Origin of the sequence: Alteromonas sp. KUL150 (genome assembly GCF_009811475.1) — a bacterium.
Taxonomy (GTDB): domain Bacteria; phylum Pseudomonadota; class Gammaproteobacteria; order Enterobacterales; family Alteromonadaceae; genus Alteromonas; species Alteromonas gracilis.
Map to the genome: position 1 here is coordinate 26547 of NZ_BLIJ01000068.1, position 24575 is coordinate 51121.

The 24575-nt window shown below is 43.1% G+C and carries 22 protein-coding genes; 9 read left to right on the top strand and 13 right to left on the bottom strand.

Annotation, left to right across the window (positions count from 1 at the left end; genetic code table 11):
• Positions 1-77 precede the first annotated feature (77 nt).
• Positions 78-806 carry a hypothetical protein gene (locus GVO62_RS16065; protein ID WP_236547206.1) on the top strand — a complete coding sequence of 243 codons (729 nt, stop codon included), beginning with the start codon at positions 78-80 and terminating at the stop codon, positions 804-806.
• A gap of 78 nt (positions 807-884) precedes the next feature.
• Here GVO62_RS16065 and GVO62_RS16070 read toward each other — a convergent pair whose 3' ends face one another.
• Entirely contained in the window at positions 885-3395 is a 2511-nt protein-coding gene (locus tag GVO62_RS16070) for a TonB-dependent receptor domain-containing protein (RefSeq protein ID WP_159120105.1), read from the bottom strand.
• Between the two features lie 458 nt (positions 3396-3853).
• On the opposite strand from GVO62_RS16070, the gene GVO62_RS16075 reads away from it, so the two are divergent.
• Together GVO62_RS16075 and GVO62_RS16080 are read left to right on the top strand one after the other, a co-directional pair.
• The gene (locus GVO62_RS16075) at positions 3854-5872 is read left to right on the top strand and encodes a putative bifunctional diguanylate cyclase/phosphodiesterase (RefSeq protein WP_159120106.1); all 2019 of its coding nucleotides are present in this window, start codon (positions 3854-3856) and stop codon (positions 5870-5872) included.
• 5 nt (positions 5873-5877) lie between these two features.
• On the top strand, positions 5878-6465 hold the full coding sequence (locus tag GVO62_RS16080) for a thymidine kinase (protein ID WP_105931565.1): 588 nt from the start codon (positions 5878-5880) through the stop codon (positions 6463-6465).
• A 404-nt stretch (positions 6466-6869) separates the two neighbouring features.
• On the opposite strand, the gene GVO62_RS16085 is transcribed toward GVO62_RS16080, so the two are convergent.
• Both GVO62_RS16085 and upp read right to left on the bottom strand, forming a co-directional pair.
• The gene (locus GVO62_RS16085) at positions 6870-7895 is read right to left on the bottom strand and encodes a LacI family DNA-binding transcriptional regulator (protein ID WP_159120107.1); all 1026 of its coding nucleotides are present in this window, start codon (positions 7893-7895) and stop codon (positions 6870-6872) included.
• A 185-nt stretch (positions 7896-8080) separates the two neighbouring features.
• Complete coding sequence (gene upp, locus GVO62_RS16090; protein ID WP_105931563.1) at positions 8081-8710, bottom strand: uracil phosphoribosyltransferase; 630 nt, start codon at positions 8708-8710, stop codon at positions 8081-8083.
• Between the two features lie 347 nt (positions 8711-9057).
• Here upp and GVO62_RS16095 point away from each other — a divergent pair, with 347 nt between their 5' ends.
• Entirely contained in the window at positions 9058-10341 is a 1284-nt protein-coding gene (locus GVO62_RS16095; protein WP_159120108.1) for a pectin acetylesterase-family hydrolase, read from the top strand.
• 82 nt (positions 10342-10423) lie between these two features.
• On the opposite strand, the gene GVO62_RS16100 is transcribed toward GVO62_RS16095, so the two are convergent.
• From GVO62_RS16100 to GVO62_RS16140, 9 genes are all read right to left on the bottom strand, one after another.
• Positions 10424-10645, bottom strand: a complete 222-nt coding sequence (locus GVO62_RS16100) for an XRE family transcriptional regulator (RefSeq protein ID WP_159120109.1) — start codon at positions 10643-10645, stop codon at positions 10424-10426.
• 384 nt (positions 10646-11029) lie between these two features.
• Positions 11030-11560, bottom strand: a complete 531-nt coding sequence (locus GVO62_RS16105) for a WbuC family cupin fold metalloprotein (RefSeq protein ID WP_159120167.1) — start codon at positions 11558-11560, stop codon at positions 11030-11032.
• A gap of 124 nt (positions 11561-11684) precedes the next feature.
• A complete protein-coding gene (locus tag GVO62_RS16110; protein ID WP_159120110.1) occupies positions 11685-12590 on the bottom strand; it encodes a hypothetical protein in 906 nt (301 codons plus the stop codon).
• An 11-nt stretch (positions 12591-12601) separates the two neighbouring features.
• Positions 12602-14875, bottom strand: coding sequence for a galactose oxidase early set domain-containing protein (locus GVO62_RS16115; protein WP_159120111.1), 2274 nt, complete (start codon positions 14873-14875; stop codon positions 12602-12604).
• A gap of 145 nt (positions 14876-15020) precedes the next feature.
• Positions 15021-16028, bottom strand: coding sequence for a ribosome biogenesis GTPase YlqF (gene ylqF / locus GVO62_RS16120; protein ID WP_159120112.1), 1008 nt, complete (start codon positions 16026-16028; stop codon positions 15021-15023).
• Between the two features lie 32 nt (positions 16029-16060).
• Positions 16061-16849, bottom strand: coding sequence for a TrmH family RNA methyltransferase (locus tag GVO62_RS16125; protein WP_159120113.1), 789 nt, complete (start codon positions 16847-16849; stop codon positions 16061-16063).
• A 173-nt stretch (positions 16850-17022) separates the two neighbouring features.
• Positions 17023-17340: a hypothetical protein gene (locus tag GVO62_RS16130; RefSeq protein WP_236547207.1), complete on the bottom strand. Its 318-nt coding sequence runs from the start codon at positions 17338-17340 to the stop codon at positions 17023-17025.
• Entirely contained in the window at positions 17333-17614 is a 282-nt protein-coding gene (locus tag GVO62_RS16135) for a hypothetical protein (RefSeq protein ID WP_159120114.1), read from the bottom strand. Before GVO62_RS16135 ends, GVO62_RS16130 begins: the two co-directional genes overlap by 8 nt.
• A gap of 143 nt (positions 17615-17757) precedes the next feature.
• Positions 17758-19791, bottom strand: a complete 2034-nt coding sequence (locus tag GVO62_RS16140; protein WP_159120115.1) for an aminotransferase class I/II-fold pyridoxal phosphate-dependent enzyme — start codon at positions 19789-19791, stop codon at positions 17758-17760.
• Between the two features lie 195 nt (positions 19792-19986).
• Between GVO62_RS16140 and GVO62_RS16145 the strand changes: the two genes are divergently transcribed.
• From GVO62_RS16145 to GVO62_RS16155, 3 genes are all read left to right on the top strand, one after another.
• The gene (locus GVO62_RS16145) at positions 19987-20328 is read left to right on the top strand and encodes a hypothetical protein (RefSeq protein WP_159120116.1); all 342 of its coding nucleotides are present in this window, start codon (positions 19987-19989) and stop codon (positions 20326-20328) included.
• A 1-nt stretch (position 20329) separates the two neighbouring features.
• Positions 20330-20536 (top strand): hypothetical protein, encoded by a 207-nt coding sequence (locus tag GVO62_RS16150; protein ID WP_120961544.1) that lies wholly within the window; start codon positions 20330-20332, stop codon positions 20534-20536.
• Between the two features lie 106 nt (positions 20537-20642).
• Entirely contained in the window at positions 20643-21299 is a 657-nt protein-coding gene (locus GVO62_RS16155; protein WP_159120117.1) for a crotonase/enoyl-CoA hydratase family protein, read from the top strand.
• A gap of 72 nt (positions 21300-21371) precedes the next feature.
• On the opposite strand, the gene GVO62_RS16160 is transcribed toward GVO62_RS16155, so the two are convergent.
• The gene (locus GVO62_RS16160) at positions 21372-21536 is read right to left on the bottom strand and encodes a hypothetical protein (protein WP_373996026.1); all 165 of its coding nucleotides are present in this window, start codon (positions 21534-21536) and stop codon (positions 21372-21374) included.
• 97 nt (positions 21537-21633) lie between these two features.
• Here GVO62_RS16160 and GVO62_RS16165 point away from each other — a divergent pair, with 97 nt between their 5' ends.
• On the top strand, positions 21634-22455 hold the full coding sequence (locus tag GVO62_RS16165) for an META domain-containing protein (protein WP_159120118.1): 822 nt from the start codon (positions 21634-21636) through the stop codon (positions 22453-22455).
• A 640-nt stretch (positions 22456-23095) separates the two neighbouring features.
• Entirely contained in the window at positions 23096-24562 is a 1467-nt protein-coding gene (gene betB, locus GVO62_RS16170) for a betaine-aldehyde dehydrogenase (protein ID WP_159120119.1), read from the top strand.
• Positions 24563-24575: the final 13 nt, after the last annotated feature.

Genomic DNA, 24575 nt, shown 5'->3' on the forward strand with positions numbered 1-24575 from the left:
TATTTGCCATTTCTTTTCATTGTTCATTTTGTGCTCTACCATTAAGGGATTAGGGTAATCGCTGAAAGGATCGCGCAGTGAAAAGAACGTGTAAGTTTCTCGCTTCAAGCGCTAAGAAGATCTTTCCTATTTTTATTACACTTCTAGTTATTACGCTTCTAGTCTCACCATTAAAAGTCGTTGCGGAACACGATGATTCGCATTTTGTAATTGGTGAATTAAATCATCCGCGCGTAAACAATTTTTATAAACCTCTTATTGAGCGCGCATATCGCAGTATTGGAATTGAAGTGACCTTCGAAAAGGTTGGAGGGGAGCGCGGCCTGCGGCTTTTAAATCAAGGTATGACGGATGCAGACGTCGTTCGTTTTGACGTTGTTGCTCAGCCTGATAACAATATCGTGATTGTTCCTCCCGCGCTTTCTCATGGCGCATCTTTTCTGCTGTGCATCAGGGGAGCGAAATGTAGTAAGGATGTTATTGAAGATCCTGACAACGCCATAGCAGCTACTACACGTTTTTTCTTTAATATGGGTAAGCAATCCCGTGCGTTAAAAGCCAATATCTTTGAATTTGACGACTTTCATCATGTTATTGATCTGCTGCTCGGCGGACGCTTTGATTACGCGATTATGCCAAGCGATCATACTGAGGAAGACTTTTTCAGACGTTCAGGAATAGAGTTTATTCCCCTCGTCGAACATGATGTCGTGCATGTAATACACAAAAAGCATAGTCACTTAGTTGACGATTTATCAGAAGCTATTGCAAAGCAGCTCGCACTTTTAGACCAGCAACAAAACTAAAAAAAACGCCCACTTCGAAAAGTGGGCGTTTCAATACTGTGTATACTCTAACGTGCTTCCACGTTAAAACACTCGTTATTAGTCAAACATATACTTTAGAGAAAGTACTGTTGTACGACCGTTCAGAGGACGTGCACGTACATAGCTACCTACTGCAGCAGAACCTTCTTCTGATTCAGTAATGATAAACTCATCAGTCGCATTGTTCATGTTAAGTGACACTGAGAACTGGTCGTTTACCCAATAGGTAGCAAATAAGTTTACAAGCGTGTAGCCATCTTGCTTCAGGTCATTATTGTCTTGTACGAAGTACTCAGTAGAGCCTTGTAGTGAAGCACCAACAGACCATGTGTCGGTAACGTACTCTGGGGTAATAGTCCAGATCCAATCCGCTTGACGGCGAGGCGTGTTACCAACCAATGCAGCGTTGTTAACGTCATCGCTAATTTCGGCATCTGTCCACGTTAAGTTACCAGACATGACGAAGTTATCCGTTGCATTCCAGCGACCTTCAAGTTCAAGACCTGTCGCTTCGTACTCACGCATAAACGTAAGACCGCTAGTTACCTCTGCTTGTGTATCTTCAGTAACGGTGTCGAACAAAGTTGCGTTAACCATTAGGTCTTTTGTACCGTACTTATAACCGATTTCAAACTGCTTAGTAGTGTCATAACCTGAGGTAGTGCTTGTTAAGCTACCGTCAGCATTCAACGTACCACCGATCTGAAGTAGACGGTCAGCAATGGCACGGCCACCTTTTGAGTAGCGGGCAAAAAACGTTTGGCTATCAGTAAGCAGGTATGAACCACCGATAGAGTAAGACGTGTTGTTAGCGCTGTAATCTACGATTTGAGACGCTGCACCGGCACGGTTTAGATTAATCACACCACCTCTGATGAAACCACTGTTTGTAGCAGACGCATCTTCGATTTGCTCGATAACGCCGTTACCGTTTAAGTCAAAATCAGTATTACCGCCACAGCAAGAGCTGATTAGTTCACCAGACGCTTCAGTAGTGTCATGACGTACAGACGCATCAATAAGAATGTTGTCAGACAGTTCAAAACCGATGTTCATGTATGGCGCTTTAGTAACGTAGTTAAGATCCCATTCCCAAGAAAGGAAGCTTGGAGAAAGCAAGCCATTCGACACTAGCTCAACACCGTCACCATCTGTGATAGTTAATAGCTGAGAGTTGTCGCCATCAAGCGTTTGAATAAATGTCTGCCAGCTAGACCAGCTTGTTGCGATGTCTTGGTTTGAGTAGTAGTAACCTACTGTTAGGTCGATACCGTTATCAAACTCTTTACGCAAGCTGAAATCGTTGATCATGTTGCCAAGGTCATTGATTCGCGTATCAAATTGTAAGTTAGTGAACGCTTGACCTGTATAAACTTCACCAGCACCTGGACCATTGGCTAAAGTAACCGTTGTACTGTCACAGTTTAGTGCATTGCCATCACCGTCTGTTGCGCCAGCGCAAAGTGCTGAAGCAAAGTTTGAAACATCACCTGGGCCTGCTGGGAAACCATCCGTGAATGGTGCGATAAAACCGCCAGAAATGTCTGAGATCCGGAACTTGTTAAGTAAAAACAGGTTTTCTGCTACTTCTAAATCAACTTCTACACCGAAAGAGCTAACTTTAGACTCGATACCGTCACGTACGTCGCGGTTTTCAGGGTTTCCGAAGCTGTCAAAAGTAGAAATGTTTGTGTTATACGCAGAATTCAGCGCTTGTGAACTTGCATCATAGCCAGGTACCGGGCCGTACTCACCATCACCTTTTACAAGCACTGGTGAAGGAAGATATGTTGATACCTTGTCATCCAAATTTTTGTAGTGGAAACGGATGTGGCCGTTATCTAGCATTTTAGTAATGTTAAATTTAACCTGACCGCCTTGATCGCCATTGTAACCAGTTTCACGAGGACCTTCACCGCCACGAGCGAAACCTGCAATGTGATAAAAAAGGTCATCAGTGATTTCGCCACCGTAGCGGAAATCTAAACGGAACTCTTCATAGTCAACACCGAATGATGTACCGATAGCACCACCACCCACTTCACCCGTGTTGCTGATCATGTTGATAACACCGCCAGGCGAGTTACTTGCAAACGTTGATGCTGAACCACCACGTACTGCTTCTACATTCGCCACTGACCAATCGTAACGTAGGAAGTTATCTGCGTTACCAAAGTTAATGTCACCATATTCTAGTACTGGTAAACCGTCTTCATGAAGCTGAAGAAACTTAGAGCCGCCTGTCGCTAGCGGAATACCACGAATTGTAATGTTTGCGTTACCGCCACCACCTGATGATTCAGCACGAATACCCGGCAAAGCTCGGAATACTTCAGCTGTTGAGCGAGGCGCTAGCTTAAGAATATCTTCTTCATCAAAAGCGCTAACTGAAACACTCGCTTCCTGCATTGTTGCGCCACCTGGCGCTGCAGTAACAACGATTTGCTCAAACTTCTCTTTAGATTTTGCTTCAGTCTCTGGTGTCGCAGATTCTTGAGCGAAAGCCGTGCCAGAAAGTGCTGTACAAACGGCTAGTGTTAGTGCGTTGAGTGTGTGATGTTTTTTCATATTTTCTCCGGTAATGTGTTGGAGTTGTTAAATCCTAAGTAGCCGCTACCCTAACTACTAGGGTTGGTGGCAACACAAACATACTTAATCGATTAAGAATGTATAACAAAAAATCAACATTGTAAACAACCTGTGAAAAAAATTACTTCGAAAGTATTACCTGACCTTTCAAAAGTGTTAATACTTAGGTTCCTTGTCGTTAAACACAAAGGACAAATACGACTGTAAAAAACTAAATATCGATTAAGAAAGGCAAAGCAATTTGAACAGCAAGAAAAGCAAATTGATTAATGATTTCATTCAAAATCTACCAAACCGATAGCATGATTATTGTTCTTTGCTAAATTAAAATGTAGTGTAAAAATTCGAAAAACACCCAGGAAGAAACAATATAGTTTGTTAGTTTGGGTTTCATCGGACGCGCTTAACGGCATCAAATTATTAGAAGGTTTTTCTCGTTGAATATAGATCAAGAGTCAATATCGCAAATTGAGATAGAGCGAGATACAACTGATATGCTCATTGGCAACAGTTTCATTGGTTTTCTGATGACTATGTTTGCTTTTTCTGGTTTATTGTTTTTCTTCGAAAATGACTCTCCTTCAATATTTGCTCAGAAATTTCAGGTTTGGATGGTAATGATGGGCGTGTTGATAGCACGTCTTTTGGATGCCATTTACTGGCGTATTAAACTTGTAAGCACTAACTACAACCCTAGACCAGTTTTGATAAGGTTCTCAATTGGCTTGTTTACAACAGGGAGTATTTGGGGGCTTTACTCTATTTTGTTCTATCCAACCATGGCAACCGTTGAGCTTGCAGCAACCATGGTGGTGCTTTCAGCCATGTCTGGAGGAGCTGGAACCGTTCTATCACCCAATAAATACCTTGTTGGCTTTTACACGACTGCGCTTCTTATTCCTATGTCTTTATGCGCTATCTTAGATGAAAGTGGCGAGTTTTTTGTTTTAGGTGTGCTCGGGGTTGTATTTTGGTTTGGTATGTTTACTAGTGCATTTCGCTACCACAAGTTTTTTATCAACACCTTATACATCAAGGCTAAAAATAATAAGCTAGTGGAGCAAATGAAAATAGAGAGAAATGAAACAGAGAAAGTAAACCAACTGCTTATCGCTTCAAACCAAAAGCTAGATGCTTCTAATTTAAATCTGGAAGCAGAGGTCGAGCGAAGAACCGCTGAATTATATCGTCTTTCGAACAGAGATCCTCTTACAGATCTGCCCAACAGAAATGGCTTCTTAAAGCATTTAAACAATCTTTTAGATACAACGCGCGCCCTTGATAACTCCCTTGCGGTTCTGTTTATCGACTTGGACGGCTTCAAACAAGTGAATGACAGCCTTGGACATAAGATTGGCGATATTGTACTGGCCGAAATTGCTAAAAGACTTCGTAACTACACAGAAGATAATCACTTGGGCCGCTGGGGGGGAGATGAGTTCGTCGCTGTCATACCCTACGCGAATATTGATACGGCCAAAGCCGTCGCGCACGCCATGCGAAGTGGGGTCACTATTCCTATCCTTGCGGATGACAACCAAATTACCCTAGATGCCACCATAGGTATTGCAATGTTTCCTTCGCACGGTGATGCTGCTCTTGACCTAATTCAACACGCCGATCTAACCATGTACGACCAGAAGCGTAAACAGCGTGGGTCAGTCAGCGTCTTCAATGAAGCCCTCCATGCTGAAATAAAGATTGAGCAAAAACAATGTGAAAGGCTTCGCACAGCCATCGAAAACGGTGAATTGAGCGTTTTCTATCAGCCAATTATTGATGTGAATACGAATACCGTGTTCACTGTTGAAGCGCTGTTAAGGTGGAAGTGTGAAGACGACTATATTTCCCCCGCCGTGTTTATTCCACTTGCAGAAAGAAGTGGCTTAATGCCTGAAATCGGAGCATGGGTATTAAACAGAGCCCTAATTGACCTGTCTCACTGGTCGTTTGGTAACGAAATATCCATGTCAGTAAACGTGTCAGTAGCGCAAATGTTAGACGACGGTTTCTCCAAAATTTTAGACAGTGCGCTTAAATCGACACAAATAGCCCCAACGCAACTGCACCTAGAAATTACTGAAAGTGTATTTGCGATAGATAAAAAACTTATAGGCGAAAGAGTAAGTGAACTGGTTGATAGAAACGTGAAAATATCTATTGATGACTTCGGAACCGGCTACTCCTCACTAAGCAGACTCCAGTCGATCCCGTTCGACTTTATCAAGATTGACCGCTCTTTTATACAGAATAGAACTGAGGAGAGTGATACCATAATAAGGGCAACCATATTAATGGCAAAAGAGTTTGGCTGTAAAACTATTGCAGAAGGCATTGAAACTGCAGAACAAAAAGCACATGTTTCAGCGCTCGGTGCAGACTACTTGCAAGGTTTTTATTATGCGAAACCTATGGATGCTAATAACCTTATTTCTTGGTACAACGAAAATTATTAATCACCATGGCTCAACTTTATTTTTACTATTCTGCGATGAATGCAGGAAAATCAACCTCTCTTCTTCAATCAGCCTATAATTATCGCGAGCGAGGCATGCACTCTATTATTTACACTGCGGCCCTTGATGACCGCTATGGTGTGGGTAAAGTTACCTCAAGAATTGGATTGCAAGCAGACGCTAAGCTCTACAACAAAGAAGATGATTTATTCTTATCAATACGCCAAGACTGCGAAGAACGAAAGCCTGACTGTGTATTCATCGACGAAGCCCAATTTCTTACTAAAACGCAGGCTCGGCAGCTGGTTGAAGTGGTAGACGAATTGGACGTTCCGGTGCTTGCCTATGGCTTACGAACGGACTTTCTGGGAGAAACCTTTGAAGGCAGTCACTATCTGCTCGCATGGGCCGACAAGCTTTTCGAGCTTAAAACAGTGTGCCACTGCGGCAGGAAAGCTAACTTCGTAGTTAGGCTCGATGAAAATGGAAACGCGGTTAAAAATGGAGACCAGGTACAGATTGGCGGAAATGACCGTTATGAATCAATGTGCCGAAAACACTTCAAAGCGCTTGTTTGGGATGAACAGGCTTAATTGGCCTAATGGGTTCTTAAAGTAAATTCACTGCAATTCAGGATCCGTCCATTAGCTCATTTAATAGCCTTTACACTCTCAATCTAAACCGTTTTGGTAATAGCAGCTTACCACTAGGTTTCTTGCGATACTGTTAACATTTTTTTTGAAACTCTATATCTTGATGTTTCTAAACACAGCTAAAAAAGAAGCATCTTAAATAATTAAGATGCTTTTACTTCTGAATTCACCCGCATCAATGTTGCATAGTTGTAAACAGAAAACCTTTAGCGATAAAAGGCAGGGAGCCTAGTCGACACAAATACTTATTTAAATTGTAATCGCTGTCTGGTCCTTCGTTTACTCAACACATTTGAAAATGCAGGCCCTTTCAAAGCACATTTTTTCACAGGCAAAGCGTTTTTCTAGACCGTTTCACCCAAACGTACTTCAAACGGCAGCGTATTTTTAGATTTAACATGGTCTAAAAGCGATTTTGCAGCTTCTACGCCCTTTTGAGAGCTAGATTGACATACCGTTGTTAAGCTTGGACGCGCCCTCTCGGCTTCTTCAATGCCGTCGAAACCGGTAATTTTTAATTCTTGTGGAACCTTGATGTCCATTTCAAGTGCCATATGCAACAGCTCTAACGCTATGATGTCACTCATGCAAAGGACAACGTTAGGTCTAGGAGAGCTAGTAAGCACTTCTTTTGCAGCTTGCCGCGCGAAGTGTCTATCACTTTCTGGTAGATGCCAAATGGCTTCGTTCGTTACGACCACATTTTTATCTTCAGCAGCCCTTAAATAGCCATCTAAACGTCGGTGAGCAATAGAGGTTTCAACATCAATAAGAGGGCTATCATAAATACGGCAGGTTGCAGGAGAGTCAATAAGTCGTAACCCTAGAATTGCGACTGCGTCGCCTTTACTTAAAGCATGACTCGCCACCTGATAAGCTGCTTCCTCATTATCAATATTGATTGAGGGCTTATTATCAATATCAAAATCGACCGTAACTACAGGCTTAGGTGAGGCAGCCAGTTCTCTAATAAGATTTACATTACGAGGTTGACCATAGCAGATAAATCCATCAACAAAGTCTACAACGTCAGCAATACTATTCGAGTCGCCTGCATAGAGAAGCAAGTGTTTACCACTTTCCTGTAACGCAGAGGAGGCACCCTTTATAAAGGTACTTGCTACAGGATCACTAACCATATAGGAAATGCTGTCTGCCAGTACTAAAGCCACAATATTTGAAGTACCTTTTCTAAGAATTTGGGCGGCTTTGTTTGGTCCGCTGTATCCAATTTTTTTGCATTGCGCCAGGATTTCTTCGCGCTTTGACTTAGATAATTGATCGGGACGATTGAAAGCATTTGAAATTGTCGCTGTCGAGACACCTATTTGCTCAGCAACGTCTTTAAGGGTTAGTTTTGTTTTGTTCATTAATTTTTAACTCATTTAACGAAGCTGAGTGCCCTACGCTAAAACAATGAAGGGCAGTCAGCGCGCACTTTGACTACCCTTCGATTGTAACACCTTCTTAAACGTTTAACTCAATAATTTTAACGTTTAAAAGATACCTGATTTAACAAACCTTTGAACAACTTAATGTTAAGTTCTTAATAATGTTATCGAGTTCCGAAGATTTTATCACCCGCGTCGCCTAGTCCCGGCAATATATAGCCCTTTTCATTTAATCGCTCATCGATAGCAGCGGTAAAAATATCAACGTCAGGGTGTGCTTCAACAACAGCCTTTATGCCCTCAGGAGCTGCAACAAGAAAAAGCCCCATAATTTTAGTGCAGCCTTTTTCCTTCAGCAGGTCAATAGTGGCAATGAGGGTTCCGCCGGTGGCAAGCATGGGATCAACAATAAGTGCAGTGCGCTCATCAATGTTTTTTACTACCTTGTCAAAATAAGCCACCGGTTGCAGCGTTTCTTCATCACGATAAAGCCCTACTACACTAATCTTGGCGTTCGGAATAAGTTTGAGTACACCTTCAAGCATTCCCAGACCTGCGCGAAGAATTGGCACAACCGTTATTTTCTTGCCTTTAATCTGTCTTACTTCAACATCGTCACCGGACCAACTCTTTATCGTTGCTCTTTCAGTAGGTAAGGTTCGTGTCGCTTCATAGGTCAGCAAGTTGCCTACTTCTGAAGCTAATTCGCGAAAATCTTTGCTGCTTATTTTAGCGTATCGCATAAGCCCGATTTTATGTGCGATAAGCGGGTGAGTAATTTCGTGAACGGCCATGTAAGACTCCTTGTAATCGATTTAACTATATTTTACCCCATGCGTATTTTAGTTAAAGCGATTGGTCATAAAAATATAGTGATTCTATACGTTAAAACGCCTTATGAAAGCTGGACAGCGACTGCAAATGCTTTAATCTTAGACTTCCCCAAAGGCCATTGTGCGACACCCAGCACTGTGCAAATGGTATTCTTGTATAACTTGCGCCGATTTATTTTGTTTATCACGGTGCGAATTGCCCCAACAAGAACTAGTGGAAGAGTTTAAGGAAGTTCATAACTCTTATCATGGCCTTGGGTAAGTTCTTTACTTTCACTCATATATTTTAATCACAAAAGGAATTGTTTATGCATTTTTACGCTAAACGTATTCGTTACTTTGCCGCACTTGCACTATGTTTCTTTGCGCATAATGCGCTTGCTCAATGGGAAAAAATTACGCCTGATAACGAGGTAGCTGTATCAATACCCGGTGGAGGTGAAAAAATTGCCTACCCATCATGCTCCCTTCCCGCTTTACCTGGGCCTGAAGGATTAGCGCCAAACCCATTTTCCTTTTACTTTGAGCAAGGTGAGAGCGAAAATATACTTATTTACTTTAATGGCGGGGGTGCCTGTTGGGATGATGCGACCTGTCTTGCTTCCATGCAGCTAGAATTTGACGATAATCCCATGTCGCGAGCGGCATACAATCCGTCTGCTGTAATTGAAAATACACCGTTTATTTCCGGCGGTATATTTGAAGATACCGAAGAAAATCCATTTCAATCGTGGTCAAAAGTTTTCATTCCATACTGCACCGGCGACTTACACCTAGGTTCTAAAGATACGCAATATGTTGACGAGCTTGGTATTGTTACTGGTGTACCTGGCGCTGAAGTCACTTTAAAACACCGTGGTCACGACAACGCTTTAGTTGTTATGCAGTGGATCAAAGATAAAATACGTAGTGCTGACCTTAAACCGAACAAGGTATTGCTCAGCGGTAGCAGCGCCGGTGGCTATGGTGCAATCTTCAATTTTCCTTACTTCCAATCATTGTTTGGCCGCACCAAAGTTGCACTCTTTGCGGATGCATCTCTTGGAGTCATTTCAAAGGGCTTTACGCAAACCGTATTAAATTATCAGGGTCCTTGGGGAATTGAAGATACGCTGCCAAGAAACTTTCAGTCGTTAATCGGAAACTTCAACCACCTAACCCTTAATAAGCAGGTGATGTTGCGTTTAGCGTATCAATATCCGTGGAATCGTTTCGCACAGTACTCTACAGGAACTGATATTGTTCAAATTCAGTTTTCTAAGATCTCCGATCAAGTATCACGAGGCAACTTAGATCCAACTACTTGGGGCGTAACAGAATCGGATTTAGGTTATATTCTTGGGTGGCAGATTCAAGCAAACGCTTCGATACACGCGCTGTCGGCACTTACTTGGAACTATCAGTTTTACCTAGGAGAAGGTACGTGTCATATGGTGCTTAACGATTTCTGTGAAGACAATGCTTTCCCAGTGTCCTCACCAAGCCCATTTTACAATGAACAAAGTGCGCGAGGTATTTCATTTAAGGAATGGCTCCACACGTTCGCCATGTCACGCCGCTTTAGAGAAAACAGCGTAGCCTATTACCAGTAGCTTTTTAACTGAAAATTTGCACTTAAATAAAAATGGCGGCTTCAACCAAACACAGGTAAACAGCGTCACTAATGAACTATCGCTACCCTACATGTAGGGTAGCGCCATCTGGCATAGTCACTTCAATCTTCATAGTACCGCCAACCGCTGCTAAATAAGCCGCAGCCCTCTGCAATGACACGTCTTGAATTCTCTTCGATTCTAATTTGCTTACGCCCGAAGCGGTCACTGATAACGCCATAGCTACCACCTCTTGTTTAACTCTATGTTGCTTTCTAATGTCACCTAATGTGATTTCTTTCATTGTTTTTTACCGAGAATTACGGGCATTAAAAAAGCCCAGATGGTGATACCTTCTGGGCTTTTGCAAAACGTTCTACCTGCAGTGCCCAGAAGCCAATACTTGCCCCTGAACACCGACGGTCAGGTGCAATCAGTAATTAAAATTATAAAAATAACCAGTTGAAACGTTTTGCATAATAATTCTCTTGTACAATGTGCTTATAACTGCGGTCTTTTGCCGCAACTATACGAAAACTGAGGCGTAGGTGTTTTTAACAAAAACAGTAGCCGCCCCTTGTGACTTATCCTTAACCATACCATGTCGTTAAGCAATAGCAACGACTTTCCAAAAAGGAAAGTATTTGTGTGCGTCGTTCACGCCTTTCATATTAATCTTAAAAAACATCTAAAGAACACCGACAAAGTCCCCTTCCTCGGCACGCTTTAGCGCATTCAAAAACTGTGGAACTAAATGACTTCCTTCCTCGGGCGACCAGGGTGCAAACCCCTTATCGTCTGTAGCCTTATAGGGGCCTTGTTTTACTTCCATAAAAACGACCGGGCTATGGCAGACTGTTGCATGCCAAACATTTGGAGGTATTTCCACACCGCTAGTTTCTCCGCCTGCTTTTAAGGTAATTCTTTCAACCAACTGTCCTTCACTCTCGTCATCAAAAAAGAGAATATCCAGCTCACCTTCAAGCACCATGAAAAACTCCCATTTGTGTGGTTGTATGTGCCGGTGAGGACGTACATAAGAGTCAGGCATCATGGCAATAAAAAGACGCTGGACGACATCTTGATATGTTTTGTGAACATTAAAGTGGGCACGGCGGCGTTCGTTAGTCTCAGCTTGGAATTTTAGCGTTTCAAACAGTGTTTTATCAAAGCGGGTTGCATTTGCATGGTGAGCATTGCTCTGATTTTTATTACTCATGATTATGTCTGACAATATCTTCCCCTTTGACTGCTTAAAAAAGCGAAAAGTGTTTGCGCAAAACCACTGCGCAAACACCAAAAACTATCGCCTAAGTTACTTTTGCAAAAAGAAAGTTGCAAGCTTAAAGGCGAGCTATCTCTACCCACCCTCCCTGAATAAACTTCACTTTTTTATCTTGGTGACAGAACACAGGAATTTTCCATTTTTCTTGTTCATCGTTGTCTAAACGACTATCTGGCCATGTATAAGCTGCTTGTGTAGAAAGCTTCACCCATTTAGCGTTAGAATCCACTGGCGAGCGACCAAGTTGTTTCCAGCCTTTACTTTGCGTGTTTGCCTCTACGCCCTTTGGACTAAATCTCAACATGGGCTCGTCGTATTCATCAAGCACTACCATGTGATGGTCGCCCTGATAACTTACCCTTATCGCTCGTTCAGGACCAGGAATTACCATAGCTGTCAGGTCTGCAATAGGCGCCGCGTTATTGTCTACCGTAACTAATGTGCGCTTACTCGGTGGCGTCAGTGATTTGAAATACCCAGAAAGGTCTTGGCGCTGGCCGTTTACCGCTAGCGCGATACTCCAGCGTTCTGCGTGTTCATCAGTTTTTTCCAACCGTTTGTCATACCAACCATAGTAATTTCGCTCACTAACTTGGGTCCATTTTGATTCGAGCTTTTGATCTGTTACCCACTCTGGCAAAGGTCTGGGCCCTGCGGTTTGCACTTTAAACCACATAGGGTGATCCCAGTTGGCATAAACTCCGCTTTTTGTGATGCGAATGAAAGGCTCATTGTCATCGCCAAGCACTTCTAATTTTCCCTCGCCCTCATATTGCACAAGTATTTCGTTTCCCAAAGGCGAACTTTGTATTTGAGACAAAATAGCGGCTTCGCTTTTACCCCGCTCATCAATAACAGGGAGCCACTCTCCGGCGACAACTGATGCTCCATGCGCGTAAACGTTTGAGGATATAACACAAGATGCTAGAAAAAATGCTAACACGGTAGTTAATGTCTTAATCATGATCACTTCCCCTAGTTACACATTGCAGAAAGTTCGCCCGTCACCGTGATGGTCTTTGACGCCGATGGAACTAATTCACCATTTTCATCGCGAGCGTTAACAAAAAGCATGTAATCGCCAGGTGGCACTACTGCTTGCTGCGATGGCATTTGCACGACAATCCTATCTGTATTGTGACGCACTATGGGAAGCACTACACTGCGCTGGTCACCATCAATAAGATGGGTAATGTTTGTTCTTCGTATCAGCACCACTGACTCGATATTGGCATTCATTTTGGCGGTTGCTGCATCTGTGTTTTTCAAGCCAATTCTAAGACGTTCGCCCACACCAACAGCCTTGTTTTGTCTTCCTATAGCGGGTCTATCGCCAAACATATAGGCAGGTTTATAGATTTCAAAAGAAGGATCTCTGCCATCGTTTGGTGAAAAGCCCGGTAACGTAACGCTGTATGCATAAGCGGTGTTAATGGGGGCATGTCCACCTATTAAGACACTACCATCTGGCAACAATGCAGCAGAGTTGTGATATGTACGCGGTCGATTTTGCTCGGCAACCTGCCTAAATGTTTCTGTTTCAGGGTCGAAAATTTCGGCTTTCAGAATAGGTTTCCCAGCGCCAGGTAGCACCACCTCATCCCTGTCAGCCCCTGATACGACTAAAACTTCTCCGGTGGGGAGCAATACACCTGTACCGTACCAACGACCTTGTTGAAGGCTTCCCGTTGAACGTGAGTCATAAAGCATTTTTTCCCCATCAATGGTCACCGAATCAATACGGGCCAAGTTTGTACCAACATACAAACCAGGGCTTGTTGCAGCAACACCTGTTAATACACCACCGGCTGTGAGAAACTCAGCTTTACTGTAAACCCCATTATCGTCTGGCGTTAGTGGCATCATCATAGAGAATGTGGAACCTCTAAAACCGGCCCCTAACAGAGCCTGCACATCAGCAAGTCTGTAAGGGTCGTCAATGATAGGGGCTAGCGCGTCAAATGGATTAGCAATAAATTCTTCCGTTAAACCGGTAAGCAACCCATTTAACGATGTGCTTGATTCGGTATTGGTTATACTAAGAAAACTTGTAAGATCTCCTATCCCAGCTTCGCTTAGGTGAAGCGGTAGCCCCGCAAACCCAAGGTCAGCCCACGTTTTAGATTGAGGATCGTAAGCCGCTACTATATTCCAAAGCGCTTGGTCGTAACTCTGCCCAAATGGATTAAACGCCTGCCCGCCCCCGTTGTAGAAGACGTGGCCATTAGGTAGCAAGTGTAATCTTGGATACAAGGGTAATGAACGTTCTGCTAAAGGTCCGTTGTCCTTCCACTCGCCGCAAGATGTGTCGTAGGTTTCGGTAACCGTAACATTTCGACCTGAGGTTTCTGGTCGGGTTAAATAAACTGGCTTCACGAGCTTAGTGACACCGCTAGCAACTAAGACGTTACCGTTAGCCAACGATAAAGCGCTTGGATACCAGCGCCCAAAGTTCATATCTCCTGTTTTTCGCCAGCTATTATCTTCAGGGTTAAAAATACGACTGTTTTTCAACCCTTCTAATTCAGACAGTCCAAAATTAATGGGCTCGCCAAGCAAGCTCGTACTGACTCCTGGTTCATGATAGTAATCAGTGCCGCCTACCGCCATAAGTTCCCCGTTGGGCAAGCCCACTAAATCAGCACAGAAAAGTGCGCCGTCGTTATTGGTTCTCTCATCATCTGTGTTTAAATCAAGTGGCAGGGATGTACCTAAAAAACCGGTGATGTCGCCAATGATGGTTTCAGAATCATTTCCGTCAGGGTTGGCGCCAGCGTCTACGGGAGAAGGTGCAATCCAGCTCGCACTGTCATTTTTCATGGTCAATACGCGAGTTTGATCGTTTATAATGGCAGAGCCTATTTCTAGTAACGCGTTGTACTCAACGTTCTCAGTGCCTTCCAATGCATTAAAATAAAGAATACGGCCATCGTTCAATAGTGCCAAGCTGCCTGCTGCAGGTTTGCATTTAAGCACACCATCTTCATTCTCTTCGCACTTACCGTTATCTGGGTAATTGTTGAGAGGATTAGTTATGTTGGTGTTGTCTTGATCGGGAAACTCACCCGTAACCAGCGGCTCTTCGAATGGGTCAGTGAAGATACCCTGCTGTTTACACACAGCAATATTTGAGCATTCTGGAGTGACTATTGGCACTTTACCTTTGTTGCGATCAGCAAGAGCAAAGTGAGGAGTGATACTAAGAGTAAGTAGTGTAAGTGTGGGTACTAACAGTGGACGTTTGTGCATTGTGGCATCCTATTATCGTTGAGTTCACATGCCGTTTAATTTGAACGCACCCTGTTCAGGAAACGCTCAAATGTAAACAACATGTAAACCAAACGACTAAGACGAATGCTTGGATGCAGTTTTTTTAAAATTAGTTTTTAATTTTTTATTTTTTGTTACCCGCGCGCATTCTACGGCTCTGTTCTTGGCGCTTCTCTTCTCGCTTCTCTTTTCGGTCCTTTTTATCTGGCGTCAGCGAGCCTGTTTTAAATTTTGCTTTACGTTTAGCTTTTGCTTCAGCCTTCTTAATCGCTTCCAACTCCATTTCTTTTTTCTCAACTTCAAGCATTTCAGGGGTTTCTAAAGTAATTCGCCCTAGCTTGCCTGACTGCAGTTCTTTAAGCAGAATTTCACAAATTTTATGTAGGTTTACACGGCCGCCTGCCTGTATTGCTCCGCGGTTTCTCGCGGCGGCCTCTAAAAACTCAATCTCTGTATCCGGCAGCTCTTCAAGCTTATAACGCTCTTTCATAACGTCGGGATACGCTTTAATGAGATAATCAGCAGCAAAAAAACCAACATCATCGTATTCCATTGCTGTATTTTTTACGGCTCCCGATGAAGCCAAGCGGTAAATAGAATGCGGATTTTCTAATTTCGGCCATAGCACCCCTGGCGTATCAAATAAGATAATGCCACTGCCCAAATTGATACGCTGCTGACTTTTAGTAACAGCAGGCTCATTGCCGGTTTTTGCGATGATACGCTCTGCCAATATATTGATGAGCGTTGACTTACCCACATTAGGAATACCGGTAATCATTGCTTTTATCGCTTTGGGTTGGCCCTCTTTATAAGCACAAATACTCTTAACAAGCTGCATTATCTGCTTACTGTTACCAGGGTTGTCACTTGATGTGGTAATCGTTTTTACGCCGCGCTCTTTTTCCAAGCTTTCCTGCCAGCGGGCAGTTATCTCAGGGTCGGCTAAGTCATATTTATTCAGAATTTTAATACAGGGTTTATCACCGCGTATTTTTGCAATTTCTGGGTTTTCACTAGAATACGGAATACGTGCATCAAGTACTTCAATAAGAATGTCCACTTGACTAAGCGACTCTTTAATTTCTTTCAGGGCCTTGTGCATGTGCCCAGGGAACCATTGTAATGCCATGGTTAATTCCTATCGTGATCGAGTTGTAAACGCTAAGCTGAACGGGTTAGTTCATATGCGCAGACATTGACAGCGCTAGCTAAATTTAATGAGTCTATTTTGCCACTTCCGGCAATGGTATATGCCGTTGCGTTAAGCGCTGAAAGCGCATTCGACGGCACTCCACGCGCTTCGTTGCCAAAAAGATAGCACTGATAATTGCCGAAGGTCTCTGAGGTGATACTTCTACCATCCATGTCTAAAAAAGCGAAGCGTTCAAACCGTTCTGCCAAACTTTCAAGCGGTACATTTAATTCCATTTTGACGTGGAAAATAGCCCCCATGCTAGAGCGCACGACTTTTGAATTGTATGGGTCTACGCTGTTTGGGCTAAGCAGTAACGTGAAATTACCAAACCAAGCTAGGGTTCTTAGTATGGTGCCTAAATTGCCCGGGTCTTGAACCTCATAAAGGTAGATGTACTTTTCGGTGCTGAAACTGTGCGCATTATTGCTAGTTGTTGACTGCTCTGTAATTAACGTAGCGTTGGGAAGCGGAACACGAGCAATAATACCTTGTGGTGACTTCGTATCGCTTAGTTGCTGCATTTGTTGCGACGATACCGTTTCAACGTTCATCTGAACATTAGATGGAATTACGTATTCTTTCACCCACGGCTCATACTCAGCCGTAATATAAAGCGTGATATTGCCTGTACTTTGCGCCTTGTTTCGAGCAACGTTAATTAACTCTAGAACTAAGTGCTCCCCTTCAACTAAATAAAATCCAAACTGCGTTCTAAATTTCTTTTGATGAAGCTTTTTCACGTCACTTAGTTTCATTTGCATCGCCTTTTTATAACTTTCGGCGCAAGTGTAAGGTATGAAACCAAAAACGCAAAGCTGCAAGTCTTAATAGTGAAACAAATAATGACAGTAAAAGATTGTAGTGGTCAGATACTAGACAAAGGAGATTATTGAAAAGGCGTTTCAAATAACTTGTAAACGCCTTTTAATTACCGAGGTACCAATAGACCTGCAGCATTCCAACGCTTGCGCTTCTCTCCAATTGGAATACAAAAGCAGGCCTCTTTTTTATCACTTGGTGAGATCTGACACACAACATTTGCACTTTCAAACTCTTGTGCAAGCTCTGCTGCAAATTCATATGTAACACCTTCTACAAGTACATACTCGTTTTGCTTTTCCAATGCTGCTGCCAATTTCTCTACCGCTTTTAATGAAAGCGGCCATAGAGTACGCAAGACCCGTAGAGATGCGATTGAGGTGATGTCACCACCGCGGATTTGTACCCCGTACATTGGTCTATTCATCTAATGTTGTTGATTCTTTCTTGTCATCACTCGTTGACGTTAGCGACGAGCCAGCAGCAAAACCACCTGCGCCAGCCAAACCAACACCAACAGCACCAATGCCAATTTCACCAAGTGTTGCAGCGCCCGCGAGTGCTATAGGCACAGTTGCTAGCCCTGCCGTCCCGACAATTGCAATTCCCAAACCAATCATGGCAATCCCAATGCCTAGTTGCTCCCAACCATCAAAGCCGCCGGACACCATTTCGATTTCTTTCGTATCTAATTCTTTCATTTTCATATCCTTGTTTCGATTAGCTTCCATTCGAAGCCCTAACAAAATAAGAAATAAACGTTTAGATAGAAACTGTTCAACGGACGAGTTTTGTAACACTTGAGAGCTTTAGCATCGTTCAGACTATTTTGGCTAGCCCTTTTCTATTCTTGGTCATCAACAACATAAATTTCACCGTCATAAATTCCTTGCACGGTAAGCTTCTGACTTGCCAATGCCTGAAGATAATCAATGTGCGCCTGCTCTACTTTCTGCCCTGGAACAATAAGTGGAATGCCCGGCGGGTAAGGTGTAATTAAGCCAGCTGCCGTGCGACCGATACTGTTCTGCCATGCGATAGCCTCTCGCTTACTAAAAAACGCTTTTGATGGTAGATCATCTAACTGAATGGGTGGAATATCTGCTGGCAGCGGGCTTTTATTTTTGCGCTTGCTTAAATTAACCGCACCATCGTCCAGACGCTTTAAAGCGTTATATAGTCTAACGATTTTAGAACGCATTCCGCCGAGTGTGAGTAAAACTAGTATCGTGCTATGAGTAAACTTCTCTATTTCTAACCCGACCTCATCCATCAGAAATCGATGTATTTCTTGATTTGAATACTCAAGCGCAGACACATCGATAAGTATTTTAAGCGGGTCGTGTCCTATGTTGTCACTTTCAAAATGAGAAAACATTTTTGCGAAGTCGTCCGGTGACAATACTTTCAGGCGCTTGAACTTAGCCATTTGGGATTTAAGTTCGGCTACATTACTTAATAACTCATTCAGTATTTTGTAGCCTTCCATTTCCAGCTGCTGACGGCACACATCAAGAGACGCAATTAACTGATATTTAGGTGACGTACTGGTGTGAATGGCAAACACTTCTTTAAAGAAGTCCTTATCAAAATCAGGATCGTTAACGTGGATAAACGATGCTTGAGAAAACGCCGACACCACCTTGTGAGCGGAATGCGTAATATAGTCTGCGCCAGCGGCAATTGCTGAGTAGTTTCGTAGCGCAGGATGAAATAGCGAGTAGGCAAACCAGGCTTCGTCAATGAAGACTTTGATATCATGTTCATGGGCAAGTTTAACCACTTGCTTCAAATCGGTTAGCAAGCCGTCATAGGTACAACCGGTCAGCACGATTAGCTTAGCGTCGGTATTCTCTTCAATTAACGCCTTAATTTGTGACATTTTAGGCGGTGAAAAAATCCCATATTCTGGGTTGAACACACTATCTAAATAAACTGGCATGGCGCGCGCTTGAATAATGCCGTAGTGCACTGATTTATGGCAATTTCTATCGGCAATGACTTTGTCGCCCTCACGTAACAGCGTTTGCAGAATAATCTTGTTAGAGGTCGACGAACCGTTCGTTACGAAATAAGAATGCCGTACTTCAAATGTATTCGCGACAGCAGCTTGCGCCTTGCCGATAGCGTGAGTGCCATCAGATAACGACCCCAAAGAATCAACGCTTACCGATAAATCGCTTACGAATACATTGCGTCCGAAGAAGCGGTAAAAGTCGCTGATATAAGGTGAATTTCTGAAGCTTGCACCGCCGCTATGCCCTGGTGTGTGCCACGAATCATTCGCTTCTACAACGTAATCTTTGTATTCCGTCCAAAATGGTGTCTCGTTTCTGTCATCAAAATCGTTAATGATGTAACCGAGGATTGATTCCGGATCTGAAATTATATCGTTGCGATAGAAAAACGACTCAATACCGTTAGCTTGGTTTACGATATCCAAGCCCTTAACCGCATCGCCTAACACATAAACGGGCAGTTCTGGTCTAATACGTTTGATAGCATCAATGACTTTGGCGTTATTTTCAACGGTAGCGCCAGTGCTTGATTGCAGATCTTCACCTGGTTTCTGACCATCAACCGTATCGTTTGCCTTACTACCTTCAGATTGCTGACTTCCTTGCGTTGCAAGGTTGAGTTGGCTAGTTTCTGAAAGTTCACTGACTCTTGCGACTACATCCCAACTAAAAACTACCGCCTGAATATCACCGTCTTCACGAACAAGCTGCAGCGCCTTTGCTACTGAGCTTGCCTCTAACAAACTTATTTCAACATCGCTCCTATCAAAGTAGTTGATAGTATTACCTATGCTTGAGGTAATTTGTTCGAGCAGGTCAACAGCATCTTCTATAACGAGTATTTTCAAATGAGGGCGCATTAAACAACCATGTAGTAAAAAAGAGCAAATAGCTCTGAAACCAAAAAACTAAAATTAGTGTAACGCTGAAATTCCCCGTTGTCGTGTAAACTCTTAATAAAGCTAACGGTATATTTTACCGACTCTTTTAATTAGAGCCGCAAACGACACACTTTTTAATTAAACGGTGTTTTACAGAACCTACTTTCAAACGCTATGAAAACAACCCCCAGGCCTTTTGAATCTAAAGAACATGAGGTAAGCCTCAATCAGTTTTTGCATTACGCAAAAAATGTGTTGCCTTCTATTGCGGCTACGAAGAAAAATACCTGGCCAATACACAATGACCACTGCTTCATGCGGATCATTTTGGACAATGTTTGCGGATGCGCGTGGTACGACGTTATTCCCTCCCCCGCTTATCAAAACCTATCAGAGGAACATGCAATTGCTGCGGCGCAGCTTGCTAAGCGCATAGCTTGTGAAAGTGTATCACTTCACACGCTAAACGAACGCTCTAAACTTTGGCGGAAAAAGCAATACCGTTTGGATTTTTGATATGCCAAGAAGAACGTCTCTTTTTGATGCAAGTAGAATTGAAGATGCGCAAGACTTAGAGGATGTTGTGCAAGATAAGCGCGCTTCCTGGCGAGCTAATAATGCAAAGGCACGTCGCAGGCAGCGCCGATATAAAAAGAAGCTTATTGCAGAACTTCCCCGAATAATCTCCGATAATCAGGGCACGTACCTCGAAGATGATACATAAAGCACTATCATAATAGATATCAATTACCTACAATCACTGTTAGAAAGTTGCGCTTAAAAAAGTGTAACGTACATTTATCCCTACCTTGAAAGTTACAGGACATACCATGGCGTTTAATTTAGCTATTAATAACGATATTGCAGTGATCACCTTTGACGACGGAAAAGTTAACGCCGTGGACTTTACACTTATTCAACAGTTCAACGACGCGCTTGATGAAGCCGAGAAAAATGCAAAGGCAGTTGTGCTTCATGGGGGTGAAGGTAAATTTTGCGGTGGATTCGATTTATCGGTTATGAAAGCCGACGACAAAGAAAAGCAGCATGAGTTAGTCTCAAAAGGGGCTGAACTTATTGTCAGACTCTACAGTTTTCCTCTGCCGGTTATCGTTGCGGCTGAAGGTCATAGCATTGCAATGGGTGCAATTATGCTGATGGCGGCCGATTTACGTATCGGTAAAGATGCAGATACTAAATATGGACTAAACGAAACTGCAATTGGCATGGTACTTCCGCCGTTTGGCATGGAGTTGGCAAAAGCAAGGCTAGCGAATACGAGCCAAACAGAAGCGTTGCTTTTCTCTCGAATTTATCAAGGTGCTGAAGCTGTTAAAGCAGGGTTTCTCGATGCAGCCGTACCACAGGATAAGGTTTTGGCAACGGCAATGGGTTATGCGGAAAAGCTTAAAATGTTGCCCAGGCAGTCGTTCGCTGAGTCAAAGCTACAGCTGCGCAACGAGACTATAGAAAGAATGAAAGCCTAGGGCTAATGATTGGGTGTTCGAAGCAACGCGTTAACGTTTAAAGGGTTAACGCGCTTTTTCCGAAATACGCCACTAATTTACTGGGCCAGAGCGGCGCTCTATTTCTTCTTTGAGTGCCTTTCTCAAACCTAAATCAAAGCTCAGTTCCGCAAGAACAAACAACGGCCCTATCGCTAGCCCCATAATGTCGTCGACAAAGGCCGGTTTTTTGCCCTCAAAATGATGGCCGACGTTCATGGTCTTCTTTAGTCCCTTAAAGATATAAATGGATACTAAGGAACTAAGAGGCATAACGAGACTCATATCGCTAGTAGAACAACTAAATGGAGTCTTGATGACTAATAAGATGTACTTTGGGGCACTGTTTTGCACAGGTTTACTATCGCTGGCTGGGTGTAGCTCAAGCTCTTTTTCTGACTCGGTAGCGCCTTCAAGTTCCGAAAAACCTTCACACGCCGCCTCTGTTATTACAATGAACGACAGCTATTGGCAGGTAGAGAGCATTCAACAAGGCGGAACAATAGACTATAGCTATGTAACCATGAGCATTGACGATGGTCAGATAAGCGGAAGCACGGGTTGTAACCGTTACACGGGGGCGGTTACCTTAGATGCAGTAAACGAAGGGCTCTCAGCATTTACCGTCGACAATATTGCGTTGACCAGAAAGATGTGTGCACCAGCCCTTATGAAGCAAGAGCAAAAATTCGTTGAAGCACTTAACGAAACACAATTGTATTCCATAGACAGCGGTACGTGGCTAGTTCTTCTCAACGGCGATAAATCAGAAACCATCAAAGCAATTTCAACGTCTAACAGCACAAAAACTACTGCTCCTCGAGCTTCACATAGTGAAAAGCAACCAACGGCACCTGTTAGCCAAAAGCAAGACGTTATCGATACAAAGCAGACAAACAATACGAAACGCTATACATGCGAGACCCCTAGCGCGAACATTACCCCCCTTGAAGTAAGTTCACTTGGCCCGGATACGTTAGGGCTATCGCTAAACAATAGTCTTCACATTGTTCAATTATCCCGTTCTGCTTCTGGGGCGAAATACACAAATAACAAGAATGTTGTGTTTTGGAACAAAGGTGATGACGCGATCCTTTCAATAAACTCTGGACGCTATCACTGTAATCTTCTTAAGTAATCAAACCCATCCTGTAATAAGCAATATCGATTACGTATGAAGGTGCTTTTTAAAACGCGCCTTCGTTTATTTTTGCGTTGCAATTCGCGTTCATATACTCAGTACAATCTTTTGTATTAACACATTTCATTATACTACTTCGTTACTATCAGCTTTCTCTTTATTTAGTTTCAGCTAAACATTTCTATCAAGGTATCGACTACTGCCTTACCACTCCTCATATAATCGTTAATATTCTATATTTTTTAATGTTTACAATTTTATGCATATAAATCTGCAACTTATAAACCAAACCCCACTACCAAACATGCTCTAAAACACGATATTTACCTGAACCCAAGTTGAAATAATAGTTAGAGCACTATACAATTTATTTTTATTGAACAACCAATTAAAATAAATTCACTGTCGACAAGCGTTAATCTTAACGTCGGAAATGGCCGTCAAGGGCTCGAAAAGACGTTAAAAGTAATGGTGATTTTAATATTGCGTGAACCGTTTGATACTAGTTAAGCGTCTTTCGTATAAAGAAATAGTTTCAACACTATTCATTGTTTTGAAACGAAGTTCGTGTGTCAGTTTTTTCTCGCAATCTATTGGTGAGTATATTCAGCACCTTTTTTAAAGTAGGAGTTTATGCATGTCATTACCGACTTATCAGAATTTCATTCACGGCAAGCCGATGGCAAACAAAAGCAAAGAAACCTTTGCAGTAACCAACCCCGCAACCGGTGAAGTAATTTACCACGTAGAAGTGGCTGATGAGTTCATTCAACAAGAAGCAATCAAGAGCGCTAAAGAGGGATTTGCGGTGTGGTCGGCAATGATGCCGATAGAGAGAACCCGCATTCTGAATAAAGCGGTTGCTCTGCTTCGTGAGCGTAATGACGAGTTAGCTGAACTTGAAGTCCTCGATACAGGGAAACCCATTCAAGAAGCGGACTGTGTTGACATTGAAACTGGCGCTGATGTTATTGAGTATTATGCAGGACTTGCCCCTACTCAGTTAGGAACTCAGCAGCCTGTGGGCGGCGACTTTTTCTATACCCGTAAAGAAGCCTTAGGTATTTGCGCTGGCATTGGCGCATGGAACTACCCTATTCAAATCGCCTGTTGGAAGTCAGGTCCAGCACTTGCTGCTGGTAATGCCTTTATTTTTAAGCCGTCTGAAGAAACCCCAATGGGTGCTCTTAAGTTGGCGGAAGTCTTTATTGATGCAGGCGTACCTGCTGGCGTATTCAATGTAGTACAAGGCGCCGCAGAGGTTGGTCAGTGGCTGACAACAAGCCCGGACATTGAAAAAGTGTCGTTCACCGGCGAAGTAGGCACAGGCAAAAAGGTAATGCAAAGCGCAGCTGCATCTAATTTGAAAGACGTTACGATGGAGCTTGGTGGTAAATCACCGCTACTAGTGTTTGAAGACGCTGATATAAGCCAGGCTGTAAGTGCAGCTATGTTAGGAAACTTCTATACACAGGGTGAGATTTGTACAAATTGCACCCGTGTTTTTGTTCAGCGTTCTGTGTATCAAGCCTTCATTGATGAGCTTAAGACACGTACTGAAAACAACATCATCATGGGCGATCCATTAGATCCTAATGTAAACCTTGGCGCTCTTATCTCTAAGAAACATCAAGAGTTAGTGCTTGGCTATATAGCTAAAGGTAAAGAAGAAGGTGCAACACTGCTAACCGGTGGTAACGCGGCGTCTCCTGAATCCGCATCCAATGGTTTCTTTGTAGAGCCCACCATTTTCACAGACTGCACTGACGATATGACCATTGTTAAAGAAGAGATCTTTGGCCCGGTAATGAGTGTGTTGGTTTTCGATGATGAAGATGAGGTGATAGAACGCGCCAACGGCACCGAGCTAGGTTTAGCCGCCGGTGTGTTTAGCAAAGACATTCAGCGCGCGCACCGCGTAATCCACCAGCTACAAGCTGGTATTTGCTGGATTAATGCATATGGTAACTCTCCTGCTGAAATGCCCGTAGGCGGTTATAAACAGTCTGGTATTGGGCGGGAAAATGGCGTCGAAACGCTTAATAGCTACACACAAACCAAGTCGGTTTACGTGGGTATGAGCCAAATCGAAAGCCCGTTTTAAGAAGCCACTGTAG

Bases quoted from the DNA above. Each gene is read 5' to 3' on its own strand.
- GVO62_RS16145 (WP_159120116.1), top strand. From the start codon at position 19,987: ATGAAAACAACCCCCAGGCCTTTTGAATCTAAAGAACATGAGGTAAGC.
- GVO62_RS16085 (WP_159120107.1), bottom strand. From the start codon at position 7,895: ATGAACAAAACAAAACTAACCCTTAAAGACGTTGCTGAGCAAATAGGT.
- GVO62_RS16160 (WP_373996026.1), bottom strand. From the start codon at position 21,536: ATGAACGTCGGCCATCATTTTGAGGGCAAAAAACCGGCCTTTGTCGAC.
- GVO62_RS16130 (WP_236547207.1), bottom strand. From the start codon at position 17,340: ATGAATAGACCAATGTACGGGGTACAAATCCGCGGTGGTGACATCACC.
- GVO62_RS16070 (WP_159120105.1), bottom strand. From the start codon at position 3,395: ATGAAAAAACATCACACACTCAACGCACTAACACTAGCCGTTTGTACA.
- GVO62_RS16150 (WP_120961544.1), top strand. From the start codon at position 20,330: ATGCCAAGAAGAACGTCTCTTTTTGATGCAAGTAGAATTGAAGATGCG.
- ylqF (WP_159120112.1), bottom strand. From the start codon at position 16,028: ATGGCATTACAATGGTTCCCTGGGCACATGCACAAGGCCCTGAAAGAA.
- GVO62_RS16100 (WP_159120109.1), bottom strand. From the start codon at position 10,645: ATGAAAGAAATCACATTAGGTGACATTAGAAAGCAACATAGAGTTAAA.
- GVO62_RS16105 (WP_159120167.1), bottom strand. From the start codon at position 11,560: ATGAGTAATAAAAATCAGAGCAATGCTCACCATGCAAATGCAACCCGC.
- GVO62_RS16080 (WP_105931565.1), top strand. From the start codon at position 5,878: ATGGCTCAACTTTATTTTTACTATTCTGCGATGAATGCAGGAAAATCA.
- GVO62_RS16165 (WP_159120118.1), top strand. From the start codon at position 21,634: ATGACTAATAAGATGTACTTTGGGGCACTGTTTTGCACAGGTTTACTA.
- GVO62_RS16135 (WP_159120114.1), bottom strand. From the start codon at position 17,614: ATGAAAGAATTAGATACGAAAGAAATCGAAATGGTGTCCGGCGGCTTT.
- GVO62_RS16110 (WP_159120110.1), bottom strand. From the start codon at position 12,590: ATGATTAAGACATTAACTACCGTGTTAGCATTTTTTCTAGCATCTTGT.
- GVO62_RS16140 (WP_159120115.1), bottom strand. From the start codon at position 19,791: ATGCGCCCTCATTTGAAAATACTCGTTATAGAAGATGCTGTTGACCTG.
- GVO62_RS16115 (WP_159120111.1), bottom strand. From the start codon at position 14,875: ATGCACAAACGTCCACTGTTAGTACCCACACTTACACTACTTACTCTT.
- GVO62_RS16095 (WP_159120108.1), top strand. From the start codon at position 9,058: ATGCATTTTTACGCTAAACGTATTCGTTACTTTGCCGCACTTGCACTA.
- upp (WP_105931563.1), bottom strand. From the start codon at position 8,710: ATGGCCGTTCACGAAATTACTCACCCGCTTATCGCACATAAAATCGGG.
- GVO62_RS16155 (WP_159120117.1), top strand. From the start codon at position 20,643: ATGGCGTTTAATTTAGCTATTAATAACGATATTGCAGTGATCACCTTT.
- GVO62_RS16125 (WP_159120113.1), bottom strand. From the start codon at position 16,849: ATGAAACTAAGTGACGTGAAAAAGCTTCATCAAAAGAAATTTAGAACG.
- betB (WP_159120119.1), top strand. From the start codon at position 23,096: ATGTCATTACCGACTTATCAGAATTTCATTCACGGCAAGCCGATGGCA.